This is a genomic window from Amycolatopsis sp. 505 (assembly GCF_031625235.1).
GTDB lineage: Bacteria > Actinomycetota > Actinomycetes > Mycobacteriales > Pseudonocardiaceae > Amycolatopsis.
Genome location: NZ_JACKQP010000004.1, coordinates 357,051 through 378,002, shown reverse-complemented (window position 1 = coordinate 378,002; position 20,952 = coordinate 357,051). Strand labels below are relative to the sequence as shown.

The window sequence follows — 20,952 nt, the reverse complement described above, 5'->3', positions numbered from 1 at the left end:
CATGAGCACAGCCGAGGCCCCGGCCGAGGCCGTCCCCGACCGGGGCGCCCCCGCCGTCCAGCTGACCGGGATCACCAAGCGCTTTCCCGGCGTGGTGGCCAACTCCGACGTCAACCTCACCGTCGCCGCCGGCGAGGTGCACGCCATCTGTGGCGAGAACGGCGCCGGCAAGTCCACCCTGATGAAGATCCTTTACGGCATGCAGCCGCCGGACGAGGGCACCATCGCGATCAACGGCGAAGAGGTGAAACTGCGCAACCCGCAGGACGCCATCCGCGCCGGCATCGGCATGGTGCACCAGCACTTCATGCTCGCCGACAACCTGACCGTCGGCGAGAACGTCTTCCTCGGCGCCGAGGGACTGCACGGCATCGGCCGCGCCGCCCGCGCGCGGCTGGCCGAGCTCGCCGAGCGCACCGGCCTGCACGCCAAGCCGGAGACGCTGCTGGAAGAGCTCGGCGTCGCCGACCGCCAGCGCGTCGAGATCGTCAAGGTGCTCTACCGCGGGGCGAAGATCATCATCCTGGACGAGCCGACCGCGGTGCTGGTCCCGCAGGAGGTCGACGCGCTCTTCGACACCGTGCGGGAGATGAAGGCGGGCGGCTACACGTTCCTCTTCATCTCGCACAAGCTCGACGAGGTCCGCGCGATCGCCGACACCGTCACGGTGATCCGGCGCGGCACCACCGTCGGCACCGCCGACCCGAAGACCATCACCTCCCGCCAGCTCGCGGAGATGATGGTCGGCTCGGAGCTGCCCAGCCCGGAGACCCGCGAGTCCACGGTCACCGACCGGGACGTGCTGCGGCTGACCGGCCTGACGCTCGGCGCCGAGGGCTCGGACCGCAACGCCCTCGACGACGTCTCCTTCACCGTGCACGCGGGGGAGGTGCTCGGCGTCGCCGGCGTCGAGGGCAACGGCCAGACCGAGCTCGTCGAGACGATCATGGGCATGCGCAAGCCGACCGGCGGCACGATCGAACTGGTCGACGCCGACGGCAAGGCCCGCGACCTGACGAAGGCGGGCACGCTGGCGCGGCGCGAGGCCGGCATCGGCTACATCGCCGAGGACCGCACCCGGCACAGCCTGCTGCTCACGCAACCGTTGTGGGTCAACCGGATCCTCGGCTACCAGACCCGCGAGCCGGTCTCGAAGGGCCAGCTGCTCGACATCGCCGGCGCCCGCGCCGACACCGAGCGGATCGTCCGCGACTACGACGTCCGCACGCCGGGCATCGACGTCCCGGCCGCCGCGCTTTCGGGCGGCAACCAGCAGAAGCTGATCGTCGGGCGCGAGCTGTCGGGCAACCCGGTGCTGCTCATCGCGTCGCACCCCACGCGCGGGGTCGACGTCGGCGCGCAGGCGCTGATCTGGGAGAACATCCGCCAGGCCCGCGCGGCCGGCCTCGCCGTGCTGCTCATCTCCGCCGACCTCGACGAGCTGATCGGCCTGTCCGACACGATCCGGGTCATGCTGCGCGGGCGCCTCGTCACCGAGGCCGACCCCGCCACGGTGACCCCGCAGGAACTGGGCTCCGCGATGACCGGCGCGGGGGAGGGTGACGAAGAATGACGTCCTGGCGCACGAAACTGCTGCCGCCGCTGCTGGCGATCGTCTTCGCCGTGCTGCTGTCGGCGATCGCGCTGATCATCTCCGGCGCCGACCCGCTGCAGGCGTACGGCACGATGATCGGCCAGATGTTCAAGGGCTCGACCTCGGTCGACACCGTGAACCTGGCGACGGTCTACTACCTGTCCGGGCTCGCGGTGGCCATCGGCTTCCAGATGAACCTCTTCAACATCGGGGTCGAGGGCCAGTACCGGTTCGCCGCCGTCGTCGCGGCCATCGCCGGTGGCGCGATGCAGCTGCCGCCGGTCATCCACGTCCTCGCGATCCTGCTGGTCGCGGTGGTCGCGGGCATGGCCTACGCGGCGATCCCGGCGATCCTCAAGGTGACCCGCGGGGTCAGCGAGGTCATCTCGACGATCATGCTCAACGCGATCGTCGCCGGGATCATCGCGTTCCTGATCAACGCCGACCAGTTCGGCGTGCAGACCGGCAACAACATCGGCACCCGGGTGATCGAGCCGTCGGGCCGGATCCCCGGCATCCCGCTCGGCTCGGGCACGCTCTTCGGGTTCGTGTTCATCGCCGCGATCGTCGGCGGGGCCTACTGGTTCATGCTCAACCGCACGCGGTTCGGCTTCGAGCTCAAGGCGTCCGGCGAGTCCACCACCGCGGCCGCCGCGGGTGGCGTCAACGCCAAGAAGATGACGCTGATCGCGATGCTGCTCTCCGGTGGCGTGGCCGGCCTGGTCGCCATGCCGGAGCTGCTCGGCCGCGACTACAGCTACGGCATCACCGCGACCCAGATGTACGGCTTCACCGGCATCGCGGTCGCGCTGCTCGGCCGCAACCACCCCGGCGGCATCGCGCTCGGCGCGCTGCTGTGGGCGTTCCTCGACACTTCCGCGGTGTCGCTGGAGCAGATCAACGTGTCCAAGGAGATCGCGACGATCATGCAGGGCATCATCGTGCTGTCGGTCGTCGTGGCGTACGAGATCGTGCGACGCGCCGACCTCGCGGCCGAACAACGGAGGGTGGGCCGCGCGCTCGCCGGCCGCAAGGGTTCCTCGGTCGCCGAAGGGGGTGCGGTGTGATCACCGACGTCGCTCCCGAATCCGGCTCGACCATGCCGGTGCAGCGCAGCAAGAAGGGCCGGATCCCCGGCTGGCTGCGCGGCGTGATCTGGGCCGTGGTCGCCATCGCCGTCATCTCGACGGCGTCCTACTCCACCGGCGTCGCCGCACTGACGTCGTCGAACACCGCGCAGACGGCGTTGCGCCTGGCGCTGCCGATCCTGCTGTGCGCGCTGGGCGGTCTCTGGGCCGAACGCGCGGGCGTGGTCAACATCGGCCTCGAGGGCATGATGATCCTCGGGACCTGGGGCGCCGCCTGGGGTTCGTACAACGGTGGCGTGTGGGCCGGCCTGATCTCCGCGATCGTGTTCGGCGCCCTCGGCGGTCTGCTGCACGCGGTGGCGACGGTGACGTTCAACGTCAACCACATCGTCTCCGGTGTCGCGATCAACCTGCTCGGCCTGGGCATCACCAAGTACCTGGCGAACCTGATCTTCGCGCCGATCTCCGGCAACCCGCGGCAGTCGCCGGTGGTGCCGAAGTTCGACACCTACTCGGCGACGTTCCTCTCGGACTGGCTGGGCGACCTGGAGAAGCAGCAGCGCGTCGGCATCTCCGACGTCGCCGGCATCCTGCGCGGCCTGGTCACCGAGGTGGCGCCGCTGACGATGCTCGCGATCATCCTGGTGCCGGTGAGCTTCTGGATCCTCTGGAAGACCCGGTTCGGCCTGCGGCTGCGCTCCTGCGGGGAAAACCCGGTGGCGGCCGAGTCGCTCGGCGTGAACGTCTACCTGCACAAGTACGTCGCCGTGATCATCTCGGGCGCGTTCGCCGGCATGGGCGGCGCGTCGCTGGTGCTGCTGCGCGGCGGCGCGGACTACCTGGAGAACCAGACGAACGGCCGCGGGTACATCGGTCTCGCGGCGATGATCTTCGGCAACTGGCGCCCGGGCGGCCTGCTCGGCGGCGCGGCGCTGTTCGGCTACGCGGACGGCCTCCAGCTCGCCGGCGGCGGCGAAGCGGTGCTCGCGCTGCTGTACGGCGCGGTGATCCTGGTCGCCGTGATCGTCGTCGTGCAGTTGTTCCGCCGCCAGTGGATCGCCGCCGGGCTGGGCGTCGTCGGCGCGGGCGTGCTGTACGCGATCTACTGGTCGAACGACACGCTGCCGTCCGACCTGATCCCGTACACCGCGCACTTCGTGACCCTGATCGTGCTGGCGGTGGCTTCGCAGCGGCTGCGGCCGCCGAAGGCCGACGGGCAGCCGTACCGGCGAGGGGAGGACTGAGTGTCTACTGTGGATTGGGACGCTCTGCGTTCCCAGGCGATCGAAGCGGCTTCCCATGCGTACGCGCCTTATTCGGGGCTGCACGTGGGGGTGGCCGGGATCGTCGACGACGGCCGGGTCGTGACCGGGTGCAACGTCGAGAACGCTTCCTACGGGCTCGGGCTGTGCGCCGAGTGCACGATGGCCGGGCAGCTGCGGCTGTCCGGCGGCGGGCGCCTGGTCGCCGTCGCGTGCCGTTCGGGTGCCGGTGACCTGCTGATGCCGTGCGGGCGCTGCCGGCAGATCCTGTTCGAGCTGGGCGGATCCACCTGCCTGGTGGACACGCCGAGCGGGATCCTGCCGATGTCCGACGTCCTGCCGGACGCCTTCGGCCCGGACGACCTGCCGTGAGCGCGTTCGCGGCGGTCGACGTCATCCGGACGAAGCGGGACGGCGGGACGCTTTCGGACGAGCAGATCGACTGGGTCGTCGACGCCTACACCCGGGGTGAGGTCGCCGAAGAGCAGATGTCCGCGCTGGCCATGGCGATCTTCCTGCGCGGGATGACCTCGGCCGAGATCTCCCGCTGGACGCACGCGATGATCGCGTCGGGGGAGCGGCTGTCGCTCGCGGTGTCCCGCCCGACGGTGGACAAGCACTCGACGGGCGGCGTCGGCGACAAGATCACGCTGCCGCTGGCGCCCCTGGTGGCGGCGTGCGGCGCGGCGGTGCCGCAGCTGTCCGGCCGCGGGCTCGGGCACACGGGCGGGACGCTCGACAAGCTGGAGTCGATCCCGGGCTGGCGCGCCGCACTGTCCACTTCGGAAATCCAGGCGCAGCTGGAAGACGTCGGCGCGGTGGTCTGCGCGGCGACGTCCGGGCTGGCCCCGGCGGACAAGAAGCTGTACGCGCTGCGGGACGTGACGTCCACAGTGGAATCGATCCCGCTGATCGCCAGCTCGATCATGAGCAAGAAGATCGCGGAAGGCGCGTCCGGCCTGGTCCTGGACGTGAAGTTCGGGTCCGGTGCGTTCATGAAGACGCTCGACCAGGCGCGTTCGCTGGCCTCGGCGCTGACGTCGATCGGCGCCGACCACGGTGTCCCGACGACGGCGTTGCTGACCGACATGAACGTCCCGCTGGGGCGGGCGGTCGGGAACGCGGTGGAGGTCGCGGAGTCGGTCGACGTGCTGCAGGGCGGCGGGCCGCCGGACGTGGTCGCGCTGACGGTGGCGCTGGCCCGGGAGATGCTGGCGCTGGCCGGTGTTTCCGCCGACCCCGCGGCCGTGCTGGCTTCCGGGGAGGCGTACGAGGTCTGGTGCCGGATGATCGCGGCCCAGGGCGGCGACCCTTCGGCGCCGCTGCCCACGCCCGCGCACGTGCACACGGTCGTGGCGCCTTCCTCGGGCGTCCTGGCTTCGCTCGACGCGTACGCGGTGGGTGTCGCGGCATGGCGGCTGGGCGCCGGGCGGGCCCGCAAGGAGGACCCGGTCCAGGCGGCGGCGGGCGTGCTGTGCCTGGCCAAGCCGGGCGACGACGTCTCCGAGGGGCAGCCGCTGCTGGAACTGCACACGGACACCCCGGACGCGGTCCCGGCGGCACTGGCGGCGCTCGAAGGCGGGTTCTCGATCGCCGCGTCAGCAGCGGAGCCGGGACCGATCGTCGTGGAGACGATCCGGGGTTAGGACACCTGGATGGTGGCGGCGACCGGCTTGGCGCCGCCACCATCCAGGTGCCGGTGCGGTAGTAGCGGACGTAGCCGCTCGTCGCCAGGGTGACCTGACCGGCGGTGGCGGTCCCGGCTTCGGCGGCGGCCGGGACAGCCAGCGCGAACCCGGCGGTGGCCGCGGCGATCATCGCGAGTCTCTTCATGGTGAGTCCCCTCGTTCGTCGGTCCGGACACCGAGGGGCGCGAAGATCACCGGCCGCCGACGTCTCCCGAAATGCCGGAGCGCGCGGCGGCGGATGTGACGATGATCGCGAAGATGATCACCCGGTCGAGTGAAGCCGACCGTCGATGGCAGCGGCCGAAACCTGTCGGTGGTGCCCCGTAAGCTGGAAACCGGGGGCCGGAGGCCGCCACCCCCGTCGGACACGAAGAGGCCCCCGCCGGGTCCCGGCGGGGGCCTGCTTCACGCGTGGGGCTTACTCCGACGCTTCTTCCGCGCCTTCGCCCGTCTTGGCCTTGGCGTCGGCCGGCTTGGGGGCGCGGCCGTTGCGGGAGCTGCGGCGCGGCTGGCGCGGGGCCGGCGGGGGCGGGGCGATCTGCTGCACCGCCGGGCCGCCGCCGAGCATCAGCTCCGCGAACGTCGCCATCGCCTCGTCGAGCTGGCCGCCGATGCGGCGGACGCTCTCGTCGTTGCTCTTGCGGACCAGCGTGTCGACCGAGTCGGTGTCCGGCTGCTTCGACAGCGTGCCCTCGACCTTCGACAGCCCGGCCTTGAGCGCGCCGTCGAGGTCGCCGATGCCGGAGAGGAAGCCGTCCTCGACCTTGTCGAGGCGGGAGGCCAGGTCGTCGAGGCGGGTGGTGACCGTTTCGAGCCGGTTGCCCAGGTTCTCCAGCCGGTCGGACGCGTCGATCATCTCGCCGGTCTCGGTCAGCGCGACCTTGAGCGCCTCGGTGTTGGCGTCGATCCGCTCGTGCGTCGTGCGGCCCAGCTCGCCGACGCGCTCCTGCGTGACGCGGCTCAGCTCGTCGACCTTGCCGCGCAGCTCGTGGTCCACCGTGTCGACGCGCTCACGCAGCGACGACTCGGCCTGCTCGATCCGCTCGCGGACCGGGCCGTGCACCGACTGCGGCAGCGACTCGAGCTTCGCGTCCTGCTTGTCGAGGTGGCCGCCCAGCTCGTCGAGCCGGCGGTGGATGTTCTGGAGCTTGTCCTCGAGGCCGTCCATCCGGCCCGCGACACCCTCGAAGCGCGCGGCGACGCCGTCGAGGCGGCCGTCGAGCTGCGCGAAGGGCTTGGCGAGCTTGTCGACGATGCTCTCGACGGCCCTGGTCAGCGCGGCGATCGCGTTGTCCTGGGCCTCGAGGCGCGACATCGTCTCGTCGAGGCGCTCGGCCAGGACGCTGACCTCGGTGCGGTCGGGCATCTCGGACAGCCGCTTGCGGACCGCGCCCAGCGAGTCCACCGGCGCGAGGCGGGCGTAGATGTCGTCGAGCGCGTCGAAGATCTGCTGCTGCTCGCTCTCACGCACTTCGGCCGCGCGCACCAGCATGTTGCGCATCCGGTCGAAGGACGGGGCGGCAATGTGGTTGTCAGTGGTCACTGCTGTGTGTCCTTCGTCGGCGGGGAAATGGAGGGACGTGCCACGAAGCTTATCGATTGCGAAATTGCTGTGCGTATGGCCCCCGTGAAGTGGCTATTGCGGAGGCCGCCCCCCGGATGGCCGATTCGTCGCATGATCGTCAACGCTGAGGGTGAACCCGAACCTGAGAGTTACGGCCATGTAGGGGAATGACAACGAGGTTACCGTTGGGGGATGCCTGACGAAAGCCCTGTTCTGCCCACCGAGACACTCCGCCGCGCACCCAAGGTGCTGCTGCACGACCACCTCGACGGCGGCCTGCGCCCGGCCACCGTCGCCGAGCTCGCCGACGCGACCGGTTATGCCGGTCTGCCCACCACGGACCCCGCCGAGCTGGGCAGCTGGTTCCGCCGTGCGGCCGACTCCGGCTCACTCGTGTCCTACCTCGAGACCTTTGCGCACACCTGCGGGGTGATGCAAACGGAGGAATCGCTGGTCAGGGTCGCCGCGGAGGCGGTCGAGGACCTGGCCGCGGACGGCGTCGTCTACGCCGAGGTGCGCTACGCACCGGAGTTGTTCGTCGAACGCGGTCTGTCACTCGATGCGGTGGTCGAGGCCGTTCAAGCGGGGTTCACGGAGGGCACACGGCGGGTGGCCGCGAACGGCGGCAGCATCCGCGTCGGGACGTTGCTCTGCGCGATGCGCCAGCACGCCCGGGCGCTCGAGATCGCGAACCTGGCCGTCCGCTACCGCGACGCCGGCGTCGCCGGGTTCGACATCGCCGGTCCCGAGGACGGATTCCCGCCCACCCGCAATCTCGACGCATTCGAATACCTGCGTCAGAACAATGCGCATTTCACCATTCACGCGGGCGAAGCCTTCGGTTTGCCGTCCATTTGGGAAGCGATTCAGCACTGCGGCGCCGAGCGGCTCGGGCACGGCGTGCGCATCGCCGAGGACATCAAGACCGACGCCGACGGCACGGTCCACCTTGGACGGTTGGCCGCGTACGTCCGCGACCGCCGCATCCCCCTGGAGATCTGCCCGACGTCGAACGTCCAAACAGGCACGGTCCGCTCGATCGCCGAGCACCCCATCGGGCTGCTCGCCAAGCTGCGCTTCCGGGTGACCGTGAACACGGACAACCGGCTGATGAGCGGATGCACGATGACCAGCGAATTCGCCGCGCTGCACGAGGTGTTCGGCTATGATCTCGACGACTTCCGCTGGTTCACCATCAACGCGATGAAATCCGCGTTCATCGATTTCGACGCCCGGCTCGCGCTGATCGACGACGTCATCAAGCCTAGGTACGCCGCGCTCGCCTGACCTCCCCCGCTTCGGACCGCAACGTGGTTGCGGTCCTTAGCTGTGCCAACTATCGTTCACTATGTAGGAACAACTTCTCATTATTTGAGACGGTGGCGAAGATGACGCAGGTCGAGAGCGGTCAGCTGCACGCGAATTCACGGCGTTGGCTCATCCTCGCGCTCGGCCTCGCCGCGCAGACCGCGAGCTGTTCGTTCCTCTACGGCCTCCCGTTCCTGGTCCCGGCGATGCGGGCCGCCGAAGGGCTGACGCTGGCCGAGGCCGGGACGGTCGTCGCGGCGCCGAGCATCGGGTTGCTGTTCACCCTGATCGTGTGGGGCGCGGCTGCGGACCGTTACGGAGAGCGCCTCATCATGGCCCTTGGCCTGGGCATCTCGGGGTTACTCCTCGTGTACGCCGGGGTAGGAAGTCACCCGGTCGGGCTCCTCTTTGGGGTGTTCTTGGCGGCCGGCGCCTGTACGGCTTCGGTGAACGCGGCGAGCGGTCGCGTCGTGATGGGCTGGTTCGCCAAGTCCGAGCGGGGCGTGGCGATGGGGATCCGCCAGACGGCCCAGCCGCTCGGCGTGGGCGTGGCGGCGCTGGGCCTGCCGCCGCTGGCCGCGCACTACGGCTTCCGGGCGGCGATCCTGCTGCCGGCCGGGCTGGCGATCCTGGTGGCGCTGCTGGTGGCCTGGCTGGTGACGGACCCACCGCGGCCGCCCCGCCCGGCTTCCGGGGAGCGGCCGCCGTCGCCGTACCGGCACGCGGCGCTGTGGCGGGTGCACGGGGCGAGCGCGTTGCTGGTGGTGCCGCAGTTCGCGGTGTCGGCGTTCGCGCCGGTGTACCTGGTGGCGGTCCAGCACTGGAGCGCGCTATCGGCGGGCTGGTACCTGGCGGCGGTCCAGGTCCTGGGAGCGTTGGGCCGGCTGGGGTCGGGCTGGTGGTCGGACCGGGTCGGGAGCCGTCTCCGCCCGATGCGGGTTTTGGCGGTGCTGAGCTGTTTGGTGATGCTGCTGGTGGCTCTCGGGGACGCTTCTTGGCCGTGGCTGGTGCTGCTGGCCCTGGCGCTGGCGGGGATCATCACGGTGGCGGACAACGGCCTCGGCTTCACGGCCTCGGCCGAGCTGGCGGGCCTGGCGTGGTCGGGCCGCGCGATGGGAACGCAGAACACGGGCCAGAACATCGCGGCCTCCCTCACCCCACCCCTCCTGGGCCTGGTGATCGGCGACAGCCGCTACGCCCTGGCCTTCTGCGTGGCGGCGATCTTCCCGGCCCTGGCGGTCCTGGTGGTCCCGGTCCGCGCCGAACACCCCGAGCCATGACGCCGTGTCGTCCACCCAGGCACGCGTGTCGTCCACCGGGGTACGCGTGTCGTCCGTTCAGTCACGCGTGTCGACTCTCTGATCACGCGTGTCGACCTCCGGATCACGCGAGTCGACCTCCGGATCACGCGTGTCGACCCTCGGATCACGAGCCGGGACCGCGACCCGACGATCCGGGTACGCCAACCGACCGCCTGGGTACGGTCGGTCCGCGTACCGGGACGGACGACACGCGTACCCAGACGGACGACACGCGTGCCTGGATGGACGACACGCGTGATTGGAGGGACGACACGGCGAAGGCCGCCTTCCGGAACCCGGGAGGCGGCCTTCGTGGGACCAGAGATCAGGCGACCGTCAGGCGGTTCTCGAAAGTTTCGACGAGCTTTCGCCACGCGCTCTGCTCGGCGTCGAACGGCGCGGACGGCTCGAGGCGTGTCGGGTCGGGACGGAGCACGAAGGACACCAGCCAGCCCAGGCTTTCGTTGCCCGCCAGGGCCGTCTCGGCCGAGTCGTCGCCCGCCCACTCCGCCGCGTCCGTGATCAGCTCGACCGCCAGCTCCAGCTGGGTCGGGTCGATCGCCTCGGGGCCTTCCGCGATGTCCGCGTCCAGGCCCGTCAGGACGTACGTGTTCTCGGTGTCGACCTCGATCTCGAGCTCGCCCGCCGTGGCCTTCGCCAGGACTTCGTCCCACGTGGACACGTCCGCGAGGTCCGTGTCGGCCAGGTCCTTGCCGTCCGCCAGGGCCCGGGCCAGCGCGCCCGGCGACGTGAACACGTCGATCTCGCCCTCGCTGCCCAGGAACACCGGGGCGTCGTCGAGGTAGCAGCGCAGCGTGTAGTACTCCGCGCCGGACGTGATGATCTTGATCGGGTCGATGCCGACCTCGCCCCAGAAGCCGACCGGGCCCTCTTCCTCTTCTTCTTCCGAATCGGAGTCGGAGTCGTCCGAGATCGCCTCGAGGTCCTCTTCACCCTCGGCGCCGGCTTCGGCCTCCGCGGACTCCTCGTGGAACGCCGCCAGCTCCTCGGCCGTCTGCTCCAGGACCTTCTCGTCGACCTCCGGCTGGGTCACGAGGCCGTCGATCGCGTCGAGCACGGTGTCCCACTTCTGCGACACCGTCTCGGACAGGTCGTTCCACACCTGGACGCCGACGCTCCCGGTGAACGGCAGCGTGCCCTGGTCGAGCAGCGAGAAGCCCTCGGTCGAGTCGAGGATCTCGTGGACCTCTTCGAGGTCGCAGACGTCGGCGAGCGACCGCACGATGCCGACGATCTCCGCCAGCTCCGCGATGTGCCAGACGTCCGGCTCCTCGGCGACCAGCTCCGGGACGCCGACGAGGTCGTACGTGTGGTCCTCGTCCGGGATCAGCTCCGGCACGTTCAGCGACGGCACCGCGTCCCACGCCGGGTGGTCCAGCAGGTCGTGCCGCTCGGACGTGCGGACGAACGCGGCCAGGTGCGCTGCGTCGGCGAAGGCGTACAGGTCGTCCTCGTCGCCGAGGAACGCTTCCCACTCCTCGCCGTCTTCCCGCCAGCGCGGCGCCCACAGGGTGACGACGTCGCCCTGCGGCAGGCCGAGTTCGATCGGGATGATGTCCTGTGCCATTCCTAAGCCCTCCGGAGTACCGCCCGTGTGCGCGCGTGATGGGAAGTATCACCCAGTCGACGCGCGGTACCGCGAAGCCTACGGGTTTACCGGTCGCGATGCGATCGCCCCTGCCGACTTTGCGACGAGCGGATGGCACGATGGACGCCTGATGACTCTCACCGACCTCCTGCCTGCGGATCCCGACCCCGACGCCCTGTTCGAAGCCTTCACGACCTGGACGGCCGAACGGGGTATCGAGCTGTACCCGGCGCAGGAGGAGGCGGTGATGGAGGTCGTCTCCGGATCGAACGTCATCCTCTCGACGCCGACCGGCTCCGGGAAGAGCCTCGTCGCCGTCGGCGCGCACTTCACCGCGCTCGCCCAGGGCCGCCGCAGCTACTACACCGCGCCCATCAAGGCCCTCGTCTCGGAGAAGTTCTTCCAGCTCATCGACATCTTCGGCGCCGACAACGTCGGCATGATGACCGGCGACTCCAGCGTCAACCCGGACGCCCCGATCATCTGCTGCACGGCTGAAATCCTGGCGAACATCGCGTTGCGGTTCGGGGCCGACGCGCCGGTCGGGCAGGTCGTGGCCGACGAGTTCCACTTCTACTCCGAGCCCGACCGCGGCTGGGCCTGGCAGGTGCCGCTGCTGGAGCTCCCGAACGCCCAGTTCGTCCTGATGTCGGCGACCCTGGGCGACGTCTCCTTCTTCGAAAAGGACCTCACCCGCCGCACCGGCCGCCCGACGGCGGTGGTCACGTCGGCGCAGCGCCCGGTCCCGCTCACCTTCCGGTACGCGCTGACGCCGCTGCACGAGACCATGTCCGAGCTGCTCAACGGCGGTCAGGCGCCCGTCTACGTCGTGCACTTCTCGCAGGCCGCGGCCATCGAGCGGGCGCAGACGCTGATGAGCATCAACGTGACGTCGAAGGCCGAGAAGGAGGCCATCGCCGAGCTGATCGGCGACTTCCGGTTCGCCGCCGGCTTCGGCAAGACGCTCTCGCGGCTGGTCCGCCACGGCATCGGCGTCCACCACGCCGGCATGCTGCCCAAGTACCGCCGGCTGGTCGAGACCCTGGCCCAGTCCGGGCTGCTCAAGGTGATCTGCGGGACCGACACGCTCGGCGTCGGCATCAACGTGCCGATCCGGACGGTCGTCTTCTCCGCGCTCACCAAGTACGACGGCGTCCGCCAGCGCCACCTCAAGGCGCGCGAGTTCCACCAGATCGCCGGCCGGGCCGGGCGCGCGGGCTACGACACCGACGGTTACGTCGTCGTGCAGGCGCCCGACCACGTCGTCGAGAACGCCAAGGCGCTCGAGAAGGCCGGCGACGACCCGAAGAAGAAAAAGAAGATCGTCCGGAAGAAGGCGCCGGAAGGGTTCGTCAACTGGACCGAGAGCACGTTCGACCGGCTCATCGCCGCCGACCCCGAGCCGCTGACGTCCAGCTTCAAGGTCACGCACTCGATGCTGCTGAACGTGATCTCCCGGCCGGGCAACGCCTTCGACTCGATGCGGCACCTCCTCGAGGACAACCACGAGGACCGCGCGTCGCAGCGCAAGCTCATCCTGCGCGCCATCGCGATCTACCGCGCGCTGCTCGCCGCGGGCGTCGTCGAGCGACTGTCCGAACCGGACGATCAGGGCCGGATCATCCGGCTCACCGTCGACCTGCAGTTCGACTTCGCGCTCAACCAGCCGCTTTCACCGTTCGCGCTGGCCGCGATCGAGCTGTTCGACCTCGAGTCGCCGAGCTACGCGCTCGACGTCGTGTCCGTTGTGGAATCCACTGTGGACAATCCACGGCCGGTGCTGTCGCAGCAGCAGTTCAAGGCGCGCGGCGAGGCCGTGAACGCCATGAAGGCCGAGGGCATCGAGTACGACGAGCGGATGGAGCTGCTCGAGAACGTCACGTACCCGAAGCCCCTCGAAGAGCTGCTGCAGGGCGCGTTCCACAGCTACCGGCAGGGCCACCCGTGGGTCGACGACTACGAGCTGTCGCCGAAGTCGGTCGTGCGGGACATGTACGAGCGCGCGATGAACTTCGTCGAGTACATCGGCTTCTACCAGCTCGCCCGGTCCGAGGGCCTGGTGCTGCGCTACCTCGCCGACGTCTACGACGCGCTGCGCCACACGGTCCCGGACGAGGCCAAGACCGAGTCGCTGCAGGACCTCATCGAGTGGCTCGGCGAGCTCGTCCGCCAGGTCGACTCGAGCCTCCTGGACGAGTGGGAAGCGCTGCGGCACCCGGAAGAGGAAGGTCCGGTCTCGACGCGCCCGCCGTCCGAGCCGCCGGCCGTCACCCGCAACGAGCGCGCCTTCCGCGTCCTGGTCCGCAACGAGCTGTTCCGCCGGGTCGAGCTGTTCGCGCGCCGGGCGTGGTTCCCGCTCGGCGAGCTGGACGCGGCTTCGGGCTGGGATGCCGACGCGTGGCAGGAAGCGATCGAGGACTACTTCGAGGAGTACGACACGCTCGGCACCGGCCCGGACGCGCGTGGCCCGCAGCTGCTGATGATCGAGCAGCAGCCGGACGTCTGGAAGGTGCGCCAGATCTTCGACGACCCGGCGGGCGACCACGACTGGGGCATCAGCGCCGAGGTCGACCTGGCCGCGTCGGACGAGGCCGGGATGGCGGTGGTCCGGGTGACCGAGGTCGGCGCGCACTGACCGCCCCGGTGGTCACGCCACCGGCGTCAGGATCGCCTGGGCGTCCTCGCCGGCGAACCACAGCCCGATGACGAAGGCCGCGGTCGCTTCGAGCAGGGCCGCGCGGTCGAGGCCGCCCGCGGGGACCGGGTGCGCGCCGATGTCCCGGACCAGCGTGCTCACCGCGTCGAGCGCCGCCGGGTCGTCGCCGCACAACGGGACCGACAGCGGACGGCCGCCGAACACCGGCGGGGTCATCCGCCAGACGTCGACGTGGGCCAGGTTGAACGCCTTCACCACGTGGGCTTCGGTGGTGATCCGCGACGCCACCGGCGTGCCGGCCAGGCTCGGGTCGTTGGTGCAGTCGACCAAGACCTTCCCGGCGAGCGGGCCCGCCTCGGCGAGCACTTCGCCGATCGCGCCGGCGGGGACGGCCAGCAGCAGCACGTCGGCGAAGGCGGCCGTCTCGCGCCAGGTTCCGGTCGCGGCGCCGAGCCGCCCGGCCAGGGCACCGGGGTCCGAACGGCCGCTCACCATGAGCTCGTGGCCGGCCCGCGCCCACTGCGTGCCGAGCGCGTCCGCCATCCCGCCCGTGCCGAAGATCCCGATCCGCATGCGTCCTCCTTGTGCTTGGCTGGTACCAGCACGACGGTAGGAGCCCGGGAAGGAACCGAACGGTAACCATGGACTTCCTCGCGGACTGCCGCACCCGGCTCGCCTTCGACCTCGTCGCCAACACATGGAACCCGGTGGTGCTGTGGGCGTTGCGCGACGGCCCGCGGCGGCACGTCGACCTGCGGCGCACCATCGGCGGCATCAGCGCGAAGGTGCTCACGGAAACCGTGCGGCGCCTCGAGTCCGACGGGCTCGTCGAGCGGCGCGAAGGCGCGTACGCCCTCACGCCGTTGGGCGTGACGCTGCTGGAGCCGATCGAGGGCTTCGGGCGCTGGGCCGCTGAGCACGGCGACGACGTCCTCGCCGCTCGAAGCCGAGCAGAACGATCAGCATGACCAGCTCCGCCAGGGGCGACGGGAAGCCGAGGGCGAGGCCGGCGGCGACGTCGGCGACCGGCGCGGCGATGCCCGCGACGAACACCCAGGTCGGCGCGGTCGGCGGCTTCGCGGCGGGCGACCACGAAGTCTTCTTCCACGGCTTCGCGACCGACAGCCAGGCTTGGAACGCGAGTGCGCTCGCCATCAGCGACGCCCCGGCGACCTGTTGCCAGGCGACGGCGCCGGTGTCCGCGGAGTCACGCAGCGCGCGGGAGAGCAGGAAGATCCCGGCGTAGAGCTGGATCAGCGTCAGGGCGAACTTGGTGAGCACCCACCAGTGCCGGAAGTAGCCCCACGCGGTCGCGCCGGCGAGCAGGAGGCCGGTGAACGCCGACACGTTGGCCATGGGCGCGAGCAGGACGGAGTCGAGCCGGTCGGCCATCGCGGGCGCACCCGACGACATGAGCACGACGAGGGCGAGGGCCTGGCTCATCCAGGCCACCGACGACACGACGTGCAGCCAGACGACGGCCTGGCGCCAGCGGGGAGAGGTCTTCATGGGTCCCAGGCTCGCCGAGCGGCGGGAACCGCACATCGGGCGCGACCCGGGCTTCGTCCCGGAGCCGGGACACGCGGGTTTGCTTCCGGCGCAGTACGAATCCGGTGGGGACGTACTCCTGGGGGAGTATCAGCGCGGCGGGTTCTTCGCCGCCAAAGCCAGCAACGGCACAGCCGCGGCGGCGTCGGTGATCAGCGTCGAGACCATGCCGGACCGCAGGACCGCGTCCACCGCCGCGGCTTTCGGTCGGCTGTACCCCAGCGCGATCACCTCCGGGACCGCCATCAGTTCCTCGTGGCTGATCGCCAGCACGTGGTGGGCCAAGCCGGTGGAGAGCGCGTTTCCCGACGCGTCGAACAGCCGGGCCGCGACCTCCGCCGTCGCGCCGCGGGCCGCGATCGCCGCCCGCTCGGCCTCGTCCAGCGCGTCGTACACCGTCGACTCGCCCGGCTGCCAGGCGCCGATGCTGACCACCGCCTTCGTCAGGTTCCGGAACTGGCCGAACGTCTCCGCGATCCCCGGCTGGCGCCGCAACGTCTCCGTCGTGCGCCGGTCCGGCAGCACCAGCGGCCCGAAGATCGGGTACGCGTCGCCGCCGGACACCGACGTCACGCGGCTGACCGTCTCCACCGAACGGCCGCGCATGTCCATCCCGGCCTGCACCCCGCACAACTGGACGATCGGGCACCGGGGCAGCGACCGGACCGCCTCCGCCATCGCGTTCACCGACCGCGCCCAGGACAGCCCGATGACGTCCGACGGGACCGCGATGTCCTCCAGCAGCCGCGCCGCCAGCGCGCCGATTTTCGCCCGGACGACCTCCTTCGGCTCGCGCTCGGTTGAGCGTTCGAGCACCAGCGCCCGCTCCAGGCCGTACGCCGAGCGCACCTCGTCCGACAGCGCCAGGTCCACCGGCACCGGCAGCGCGAACTCCACCCTGACCAGGCCGGACTCCATGGCCGTGTCGAGCATCCGGGCCACCTTGAACCGGCTGACGCCGAACTCGCCCGCGATCTCCAGCTTGGAGCGTCCCTGCACGTAGAAGCGCCGGGCGACGGTGGCCAGCAGCATCGCTTCGGTGAGCGACGCACTCTTCCGAGAAGCGCTCATCTGAGCATAATAGCGCGAAATCCAGCCGAAAGGTTGACGTAATACCGACGTCAGACCTGTAATGCCTTCACATGTTCTCGACGCGATAGGTCAATGTTGCTCATATGAGCGGCGAGGAAGGGGTAAGGCATGCGTGCCGCCATCGTCGACCGGCCCGGTGAGATCAGGGTCGGCGAGGTGCCCGATCCGAAACCCGGGGAACGTCAGGTCGTCGTCAAGGTCGGAGCGTGCGGCATCTGCGGCACCGACCTGCACATCGCGGACGGGCACTTCCCGCCCACCCCGTACCCCATCGTCCCCGGGCACGAGTTCGCCGGGGAAATCGTCGAGCTCGGCGCGGACGTGCCGGGCGAGTGGAAGGTCGGCGACCGGGTGGCCGTCGACCCGTCGCTGTTCTGCGGCTACTGCGGCCCGTGCCGTGCCGGCCACGGCAACCTCTGCGCGAACTGGGGCGCCACCGGCGACACGGTCAACGGCGCTTTCGCCGAGTACGTCGCCGTCCCGTCGTCCACCTGCTACCGCATGCCGGACGCGATGACCTGGGAACAGGGCGCGCTGGTCGAGCCCGTTTCCTGTGCCGTGCACGGCGTCCGCCGCGTCGGTGTCGAGGCCGGCGAACGGTTCCTCGTCGTCGGCGCCGGCACCATGGGCCTGATCATGCAGCAGCTGCTGCAGCGCTCGGGCGCGCAGGTCACGGTGGTCGACCGCAACGAAGCCCGGCTGCCGCGCGCGAAGAGCCTCGGCGCCGTCGCCACCGCTGCCGATACAAAAGACCTCAACGGCGAGAAGTTCGACGTCGCCGTCGACTGCACCGGCGCCGCGCCCGCCATCGAAGCCGCGTTCGACGCGATCCGGCGCGGGGGACGGCTGCTCGTCTTCGGCGTCGCCCCGGCCGAAGCCCGCGTCGCGCTTTCGCCGTTCCGCATCTACAACGACGAGATCACCGTCGTCGGCTCGATGGCCGTGCTGCACAGCTTCGGCGCCGCCCTCGACCTCGTCGCGTCCGGCGCGATCGACACCGACGCGCTGCTCACCGACACCCTGCCGCTGGAGCAGTACCCCGAGGCGCTGGCCAAGATGCGCAGCGGCGCGGGCCTCAAGGTGCAAGTCCTCCCCGGAGGTGGCCGTGCGTAAGCTCCTCACCCTCTTCGCGGCGACGTCGTTGCTGGTCACGGGCTGTGCGGGCGCCGGCTCGCTCGGCACCGGCAGCAGCACGCTCGTCATCGCCATCGTGTCCAACCCGCAGATGAAGGACGCCATCGCGCTCGCGCCGGAGTTCGAGAAGGCCACCGGTATCGGGCTGAAGTTCGTGTCCCTGCCGGAAAACCAGGCCCGCGCGAAGATCACCGCGTCGACCGCCACCGAGGGCGGCGAGTTCGACGTCGTCATGATCAGCAACTACGAGGCCCCGCAGTGGGCGGCCAACGGCTGGCTCGAAAACCTCGAGCCGCACATGGCCGCGACCCCGGGCTACGACGAAGGCGACTTCATCCCCAGCATCAAGACGTCGCTGTCGTACGAGAACCAGATGTACGCGGTGCCGTTCTACGGCGAGTCGTCGTTCCTGGCCTACCGCAAGGACCTCTTCGAGAAGGCCGGGCTCACCATGCCCGCCAAGCCGACCTGGCCGCAGATCGCGGACTTCGCCGCGAAGCTCGACGACAAGGCCAACGGCGTCGCGGGCATCTGCCTGCGCGGCAAGCCCGGCTGGGGCGAGAGCCTCGCGCCGTTCACGACCGTGGCGAACACCTTCGGCGCCCAGTGGTTCGACAAGGACTGGAACGCCAAGCTGACCTCGCCGGAGTTCACGCAGGCCGCGAACTTCTACGTCAACCTGATCCGCGAGCACGGCGAGGTCGGGGCCTCCAGCGCCGGGTTCTCCGAGTGCGGCACGCGCTACACGCAGGGCAACGCGGCGATGTGGTACGACGCCACGGTCATGGCGGGCACCAACGAGGACCCGTCCAGCAGCAAGATCGTCGGCAAGTCCGGCTACGCGCCGGCGCCCGTCGTCAAGACGCAGGCCAGCGGCTGGCTCTACACCTGGGCGCTCGGCATCCCGAAGGTCGCCAAGGACAAGGACGCGGCCTGGAAGTTCATGGCCTGGATGACCGACAAGGCGTACGTGCAGAAGGTCGGCCAGACCTACGGCTGGAACCGCGTCCCGCCGGGCGTCCGCCAGTCGACGTACGCGATCCCCGAGTACGCCGACGCGGCGAAGGCCTACGCGAAGCCGACGCTCGACGGCATCGCGGACGCGAACCAGCAGAAGGTCATGGCGAACCCGGTGCCCTACCCCGGCATCCAGTTCGTCGGCATCCCCGAGTTCCAGGACCTGGGCACCCGGGTGAGCCAGCAGCTGTCGGCCGCGATCGCCGGCCGCGAATCCGTCGAAGACGCGCTGAAGCAGTCCCAGGACTACGCGCAAACCGTGGGTGACTCCTACAAGGCGGTGCAGTGATGTCCACGCTCTCCGTATCCACCCCCACCTCCACCTCGCAGGCGAAGGTCGAGGAGAAACGCGGCCTGAGCACCGCGGCCAAACGGCGGCTGCCGCTGCTGCCCGCGCTGGTCTTCGTCATCGCGGTGACGCAGCTGCCGTTCCTGCTCACCGTGTTCTACTCGTTCCAGTCGTGGAACCTGGTCCGGCCGGGGTCACGGCACTTCGTCGGCCTGCAGAACTACGTCGACGTCTTCAGCGACACGACGTTCCTGGTCGCGCTGCTCAACACGGTCCTGCTGACCGTGGTGTGCGTGTTCGTCGCGCTGCTGCTCGGCCTCGGCCTGGCCATCCTGCTCGACCGCAAGTTCCTCGGCCGCGGCGTCGTCCGGACGCTGCTGATCACGCCGTTCCTGATCCTGCCGGCGGCCGGCGCGCTGCTCTGGAAGACGACGATGTTCGACCCGACCTACGGGCTGCTGCACTTCGTCTTCGGCACCGACGTCGACTGGCTCTCGGAGTTCCCGCTGGCGTCGGTGATGGCCCAGATCGTGTGGCAGTGGACGCCGTTCATGATGCTGCTCATCCTGGCCGGCCTGCAGAGCCAGGCCAAGGACGTGCTTGAAGCGGCCAATGTGGACGGTGCCGGTCGCTGGCGGACGTTCGTCTCCATCACCCTGCCGCACCTGTCCCGGTTCCTGCAGCTGGCGACGCTGCTGGGCGCGATCTACATCGTGAACAGCTTCGACGCGATCTTCCTGATGACCCAGGGCGGCCCGGGCACGGCGAGCACCAACCTGCCGTACTACATCTACCAGCGCGCGTTCGAGGGCTTCGACGTCGGCCAGTCGTCGGCGATGGGCGTGGTCGTGGTCATCCTGACGATGATCGTCGCGACCTTCGCGCTGCGCCTGATGTTCCGCACGTTCTCGGTGAGCGGAGGGATCAAATGACGACCGTGGCTCCCCGCAAGCGGGCGTACGGCAAGGGGTCGCTGACCGTCGCGACCTGGGTGATCGCGATCCTGTTCGTCTTCCCCCTGTTGTGGATGATCCTGACGGCGTTCAAGCAGGAGGCGGACGCCTACACCGACCCGCCGAAGCTGTTCTTCACGCCGACGTTCGAGCAGCTCGGCAACGTCCTGGGCGGCGGCTTCCTGCCGTACCTGTCCAACTCGGCGTTCGTCACGATCCTCTCGACGCTGCTGGTGCTGCTCCTCGGCGTCCCGGCGGCGTACGCGCTGTCGCTGGCGCCGGTGAAGGGCACGTCGAACGCGCTCGGCTTCTTCCTCTCGACGAAGATGCTGCCGATCGTGGCGGCGATCATCCCGCTGTACGTGATCTCGCAGAACACCGAGCTGCTCGACACGGTGTGGGCGCTGGTCATCCTGTACACGTCGATGAACCTGCCGCTGGCCATCTGGATGATGCGGTCGTTCTTCCTCGAGGTGCCGCACGAGATGATCGAGGCGGGCCGCATCGACGGCGCCAACCTGCCGACGCTGCTGCGCAAGATCATCATGCCGGTGGTCGCGCCCGGGATCGCGGCGACCGCGCTGATCTGCGTGATCTTCTCCTGGACGGAGTTCTTCTACGCGGTCAACCTGACGGCGGCGCGGGCGGGCACGGTCCCGGTGTTCCTGGTCGGGTTCATCACCAGCGAGGGCCTGTACTGGGCCCAGCTGTCGGCGGCGGCGCTGCTGGCGTCGCTGCCGGTGATGATCGTCGGCTGGATCGCGCAGAACCACCTGGTCCGTGGCTTGTCGATGGGCGCGGTCAAATAGCAGGCAGCGGTGAGGGCCACCCCGGGGTGGCCCTCACCGC

18 protein-coding genes are annotated in these 20,952 nt (G+C 69.9%); 13 read left to right on the top strand and 5 right to left on the bottom strand.

Annotated elements, in window-relative coordinates; translation table 11 throughout:
* Position 1 precedes the first annotated feature (1 nt).
* Genes H5965_RS17700 through H5965_RS17680 form a run of 5 tightly spaced genes read left to right on the top strand, consistent with a single transcriptional unit; the run spans position 2 to position 5,590 of the window.
* Positions 2-1,573 (top strand): ABC transporter ATP-binding protein, encoded by a 1,572-nt coding sequence (locus H5965_RS17700; protein WP_310971101.1) that lies wholly within the window; start codon positions 2-4, stop codon positions 1,571-1,573.
* Complete coding sequence (locus H5965_RS17695) at positions 1,570-2,661, top strand: ABC transporter permease (RefSeq protein WP_310971100.1); 1,092 nt, start codon at positions 1,570-1,572, stop codon at positions 2,659-2,661. Before H5965_RS17700 ends, H5965_RS17695 begins: the two co-directional genes overlap by 4 nt.
* 32 nt (positions 2,662-2,693) lie before the next feature.
* Positions 2,694-3,926 carry an ABC transporter permease gene (locus H5965_RS17690; protein WP_310971371.1) on the top strand — a complete coding sequence of 411 codons (1,233 nt, stop codon included), beginning with the start codon at positions 2,694-2,696 and terminating at the stop codon, positions 3,924-3,926.
* Positions 3,927-4,316, top strand: coding sequence for a cytidine deaminase (locus H5965_RS17685; protein WP_285456011.1), 390 nt, complete (start codon positions 3,927-3,929; stop codon positions 4,314-4,316). It begins immediately after the preceding gene.
* Positions 4,313-5,590: a thymidine phosphorylase gene (locus H5965_RS17680; RefSeq protein WP_310971099.1), complete on the top strand. Its 1,278-nt coding sequence runs from the start codon at positions 4,313-4,315 to the stop codon at positions 5,588-5,590. Before H5965_RS17685 ends, H5965_RS17680 begins: the two co-directional genes overlap by 4 nt.
* 460 nt (positions 5,591-6,050) lie before the next feature.
* On the opposite strand, the gene H5965_RS17675 is transcribed toward H5965_RS17680, so the two are convergent.
* Complete coding sequence (locus H5965_RS17675; protein WP_310971098.1) at positions 6,051-7,175, bottom strand: PA containing protein; 1,125 nt, start codon at positions 7,173-7,175, stop codon at positions 6,051-6,053.
* A 213-nt stretch (positions 7,176-7,388) separates the two neighbouring features.
* Here H5965_RS17675 and H5965_RS17670 point away from each other — a divergent pair, with 213 nt between their 5' ends.
* On the top strand, positions 7,389-8,483 hold the full coding sequence (locus H5965_RS17670) for an adenosine deaminase (RefSeq protein WP_310971097.1): 1,095 nt from the start codon (positions 7,389-7,391) through the stop codon (positions 8,481-8,483).
* A 101-nt stretch (positions 8,484-8,584) separates the two neighbouring features.
* Positions 8,585-9,784 carry an MFS transporter gene (locus tag H5965_RS17665; protein WP_310971096.1) on the top strand — a complete coding sequence of 400 codons (1,200 nt, stop codon included), beginning with the start codon at positions 8,585-8,587 and terminating at the stop codon, positions 9,782-9,784.
* Between the two features lie 346 nt (positions 9,785-10,130).
* On the opposite strand, the gene H5965_RS17660 is transcribed toward H5965_RS17665, so the two are convergent.
* Complete coding sequence (locus H5965_RS17660) at positions 10,131-11,393, bottom strand: primosomal protein (RefSeq protein ID WP_310971095.1); 1,263 nt, start codon at positions 11,391-11,393, stop codon at positions 10,131-10,133.
* A 151-nt stretch (positions 11,394-11,544) separates the two neighbouring features.
* On the opposite strand from H5965_RS17660, the gene H5965_RS17655 reads away from it, so the two are divergent.
* The gene (locus tag H5965_RS17655) at positions 11,545-14,049 is read left to right on the top strand and encodes a DUF3516 domain-containing protein (protein ID WP_310971094.1); all 2,505 of its coding nucleotides are present in this window, start codon (positions 11,545-11,547) and stop codon (positions 14,047-14,049) included.
* 12 nt (positions 14,050-14,061) lie between these two features.
* On the opposite strand, the gene H5965_RS17650 is transcribed toward H5965_RS17655, so the two are convergent.
* Positions 14,062-14,643, bottom strand: coding sequence for an NAD(P)-binding domain-containing protein (locus tag H5965_RS17650; protein ID WP_310971093.1), 582 nt, complete (start codon positions 14,641-14,643; stop codon positions 14,062-14,064).
* Between the two features lie 68 nt (positions 14,644-14,711).
* Here H5965_RS17650 and H5965_RS17645 point away from each other — a divergent pair, with 68 nt between their 5' ends.
* Entirely contained in the window at positions 14,712-15,038 is a 327-nt protein-coding gene (locus H5965_RS17645; protein WP_310971092.1) for a helix-turn-helix domain-containing protein, read from the top strand.
* Here the strand turns inward: H5965_RS17645 and H5965_RS17640 are convergent.
* Positions 14,926-15,579 (bottom strand): hypothetical protein, encoded by a 654-nt coding sequence (locus H5965_RS17640; protein WP_310971091.1) that lies wholly within the window; start codon positions 15,577-15,579, stop codon positions 14,926-14,928. The two genes, H5965_RS17645 and H5965_RS17640, sit on opposite strands and share 113 nt — an antisense overlap.
* Positions 15,580-15,708: 129 nt before the next feature.
* Positions 15,709-16,689, bottom strand: a complete 981-nt coding sequence (locus H5965_RS17635; RefSeq protein WP_310971090.1) for a sugar-binding domain-containing protein — start codon at positions 16,687-16,689, stop codon at positions 15,709-15,711.
* A gap of 129 nt (positions 16,690-16,818) precedes the next feature.
* On the opposite strand from H5965_RS17635, the gene H5965_RS17630 reads away from it, so the two are divergent.
* Genes H5965_RS17630 through H5965_RS17615 form a run of 4 tightly spaced genes read left to right on the top strand, consistent with a single transcriptional unit; the run spans position 16,819 to position 20,912 of the window.
* Positions 16,819-17,823 (top strand): zinc-dependent alcohol dehydrogenase family protein, encoded by a 1,005-nt coding sequence (locus H5965_RS17630; protein ID WP_310971089.1) that lies wholly within the window; start codon positions 16,819-16,821, stop codon positions 17,821-17,823.
* Positions 17,810-19,150 carry a sugar ABC transporter substrate-binding protein gene (locus tag H5965_RS17625; protein ID WP_310971088.1) on the top strand — a complete coding sequence of 447 codons (1,341 nt, stop codon included), beginning with the start codon at positions 17,810-17,812 and terminating at the stop codon, positions 19,148-19,150. The genes H5965_RS17630 and H5965_RS17625 overlap by 14 nt, the downstream gene beginning before the upstream one ends.
* Positions 19,150-20,082 (top strand): sugar ABC transporter permease, encoded by a 933-nt coding sequence (locus H5965_RS17620; protein WP_310971087.1) that lies wholly within the window; start codon positions 19,150-19,152, stop codon positions 20,080-20,082. The genes H5965_RS17625 and H5965_RS17620 overlap by 1 nt, the downstream gene beginning before the upstream one ends.
* The gene (locus tag H5965_RS17615) at positions 20,079-20,912 is read left to right on the top strand and encodes a carbohydrate ABC transporter permease (protein ID WP_310971086.1); all 834 of its coding nucleotides are present in this window, start codon (positions 20,079-20,081) and stop codon (positions 20,910-20,912) included. Before H5965_RS17620 ends, H5965_RS17615 begins: the two co-directional genes overlap by 4 nt.
* Positions 20,913-20,952 lie beyond the last annotated feature (40 nt).

What these genes read in the sequence shown, in the direction of transcription:
- H5965_RS17620 (WP_310971087.1), top strand. Translation starts at nt 19,150, where the DNA reads ATGTCCACGCTCTCCGTATCCACCCCCACCTCCACCTCGCAGGCGAAG.
- H5965_RS17615 (WP_310971086.1), top strand. Translation starts at nt 20,079, where the DNA reads ATGACGACCGTGGCTCCCCGCAAGCGGGCGTACGGCAAGGGGTCGCTG.
- H5965_RS17655 (WP_310971094.1), top strand. Translation starts at nt 11,545, where the DNA reads ATGACTCTCACCGACCTCCTGCCTGCGGATCCCGACCCCGACGCCCTG.
- H5965_RS17670 (WP_310971097.1), top strand. Translation starts at nt 7,389, where the DNA reads ATGCCTGACGAAAGCCCTGTTCTGCCCACCGAGACACTCCGCCGCGCA.
- H5965_RS17695 (WP_310971100.1), top strand. Translation starts at nt 1,570, where the DNA reads ATGACGTCCTGGCGCACGAAACTGCTGCCGCCGCTGCTGGCGATCGTC.
- H5965_RS17630 (WP_310971089.1), top strand. Translation starts at nt 16,819, where the DNA reads ATGCGTGCCGCCATCGTCGACCGGCCCGGTGAGATCAGGGTCGGCGAG.
- H5965_RS17665 (WP_310971096.1), top strand. Translation starts at nt 8,585, where the DNA reads ATGACGCAGGTCGAGAGCGGTCAGCTGCACGCGAATTCACGGCGTTGG.
- H5965_RS17660 (WP_310971095.1), bottom strand. Translation starts at nt 11,393, where the DNA reads ATGGCACAGGACATCATCCCGATCGAACTCGGCCTGCCGCAGGGCGAC.
- H5965_RS17650 (WP_310971093.1), bottom strand. Translation starts at nt 14,643, where the DNA reads ATGCGGATCGGGATCTTCGGCACGGGCGGGATGGCGGACGCGCTCGGC.
- H5965_RS17635 (WP_310971090.1), bottom strand. Translation starts at nt 16,689, where the DNA reads ATGAGCGCTTCTCGGAAGAGTGCGTCGCTCACCGAAGCGATGCTGCTG.
- H5965_RS17640 (WP_310971091.1), bottom strand. Translation starts at nt 15,579, where the DNA reads ATGAAGACCTCTCCCCGCTGGCGCCAGGCCGTCGTCTGGCTGCACGTC.
- H5965_RS17690 (WP_310971371.1), top strand. Translation starts at nt 2,694, where the DNA reads ATGCCGGTGCAGCGCAGCAAGAAGGGCCGGATCCCCGGCTGGCTGCGC.
- H5965_RS17645 (WP_310971092.1), top strand. Translation starts at nt 14,712, where the DNA reads ATGGACTTCCTCGCGGACTGCCGCACCCGGCTCGCCTTCGACCTCGTC.
- H5965_RS17700 (WP_310971101.1), top strand. Translation starts at nt 2, where the DNA reads ATGAGCACAGCCGAGGCCCCGGCCGAGGCCGTCCCCGACCGGGGCGCC.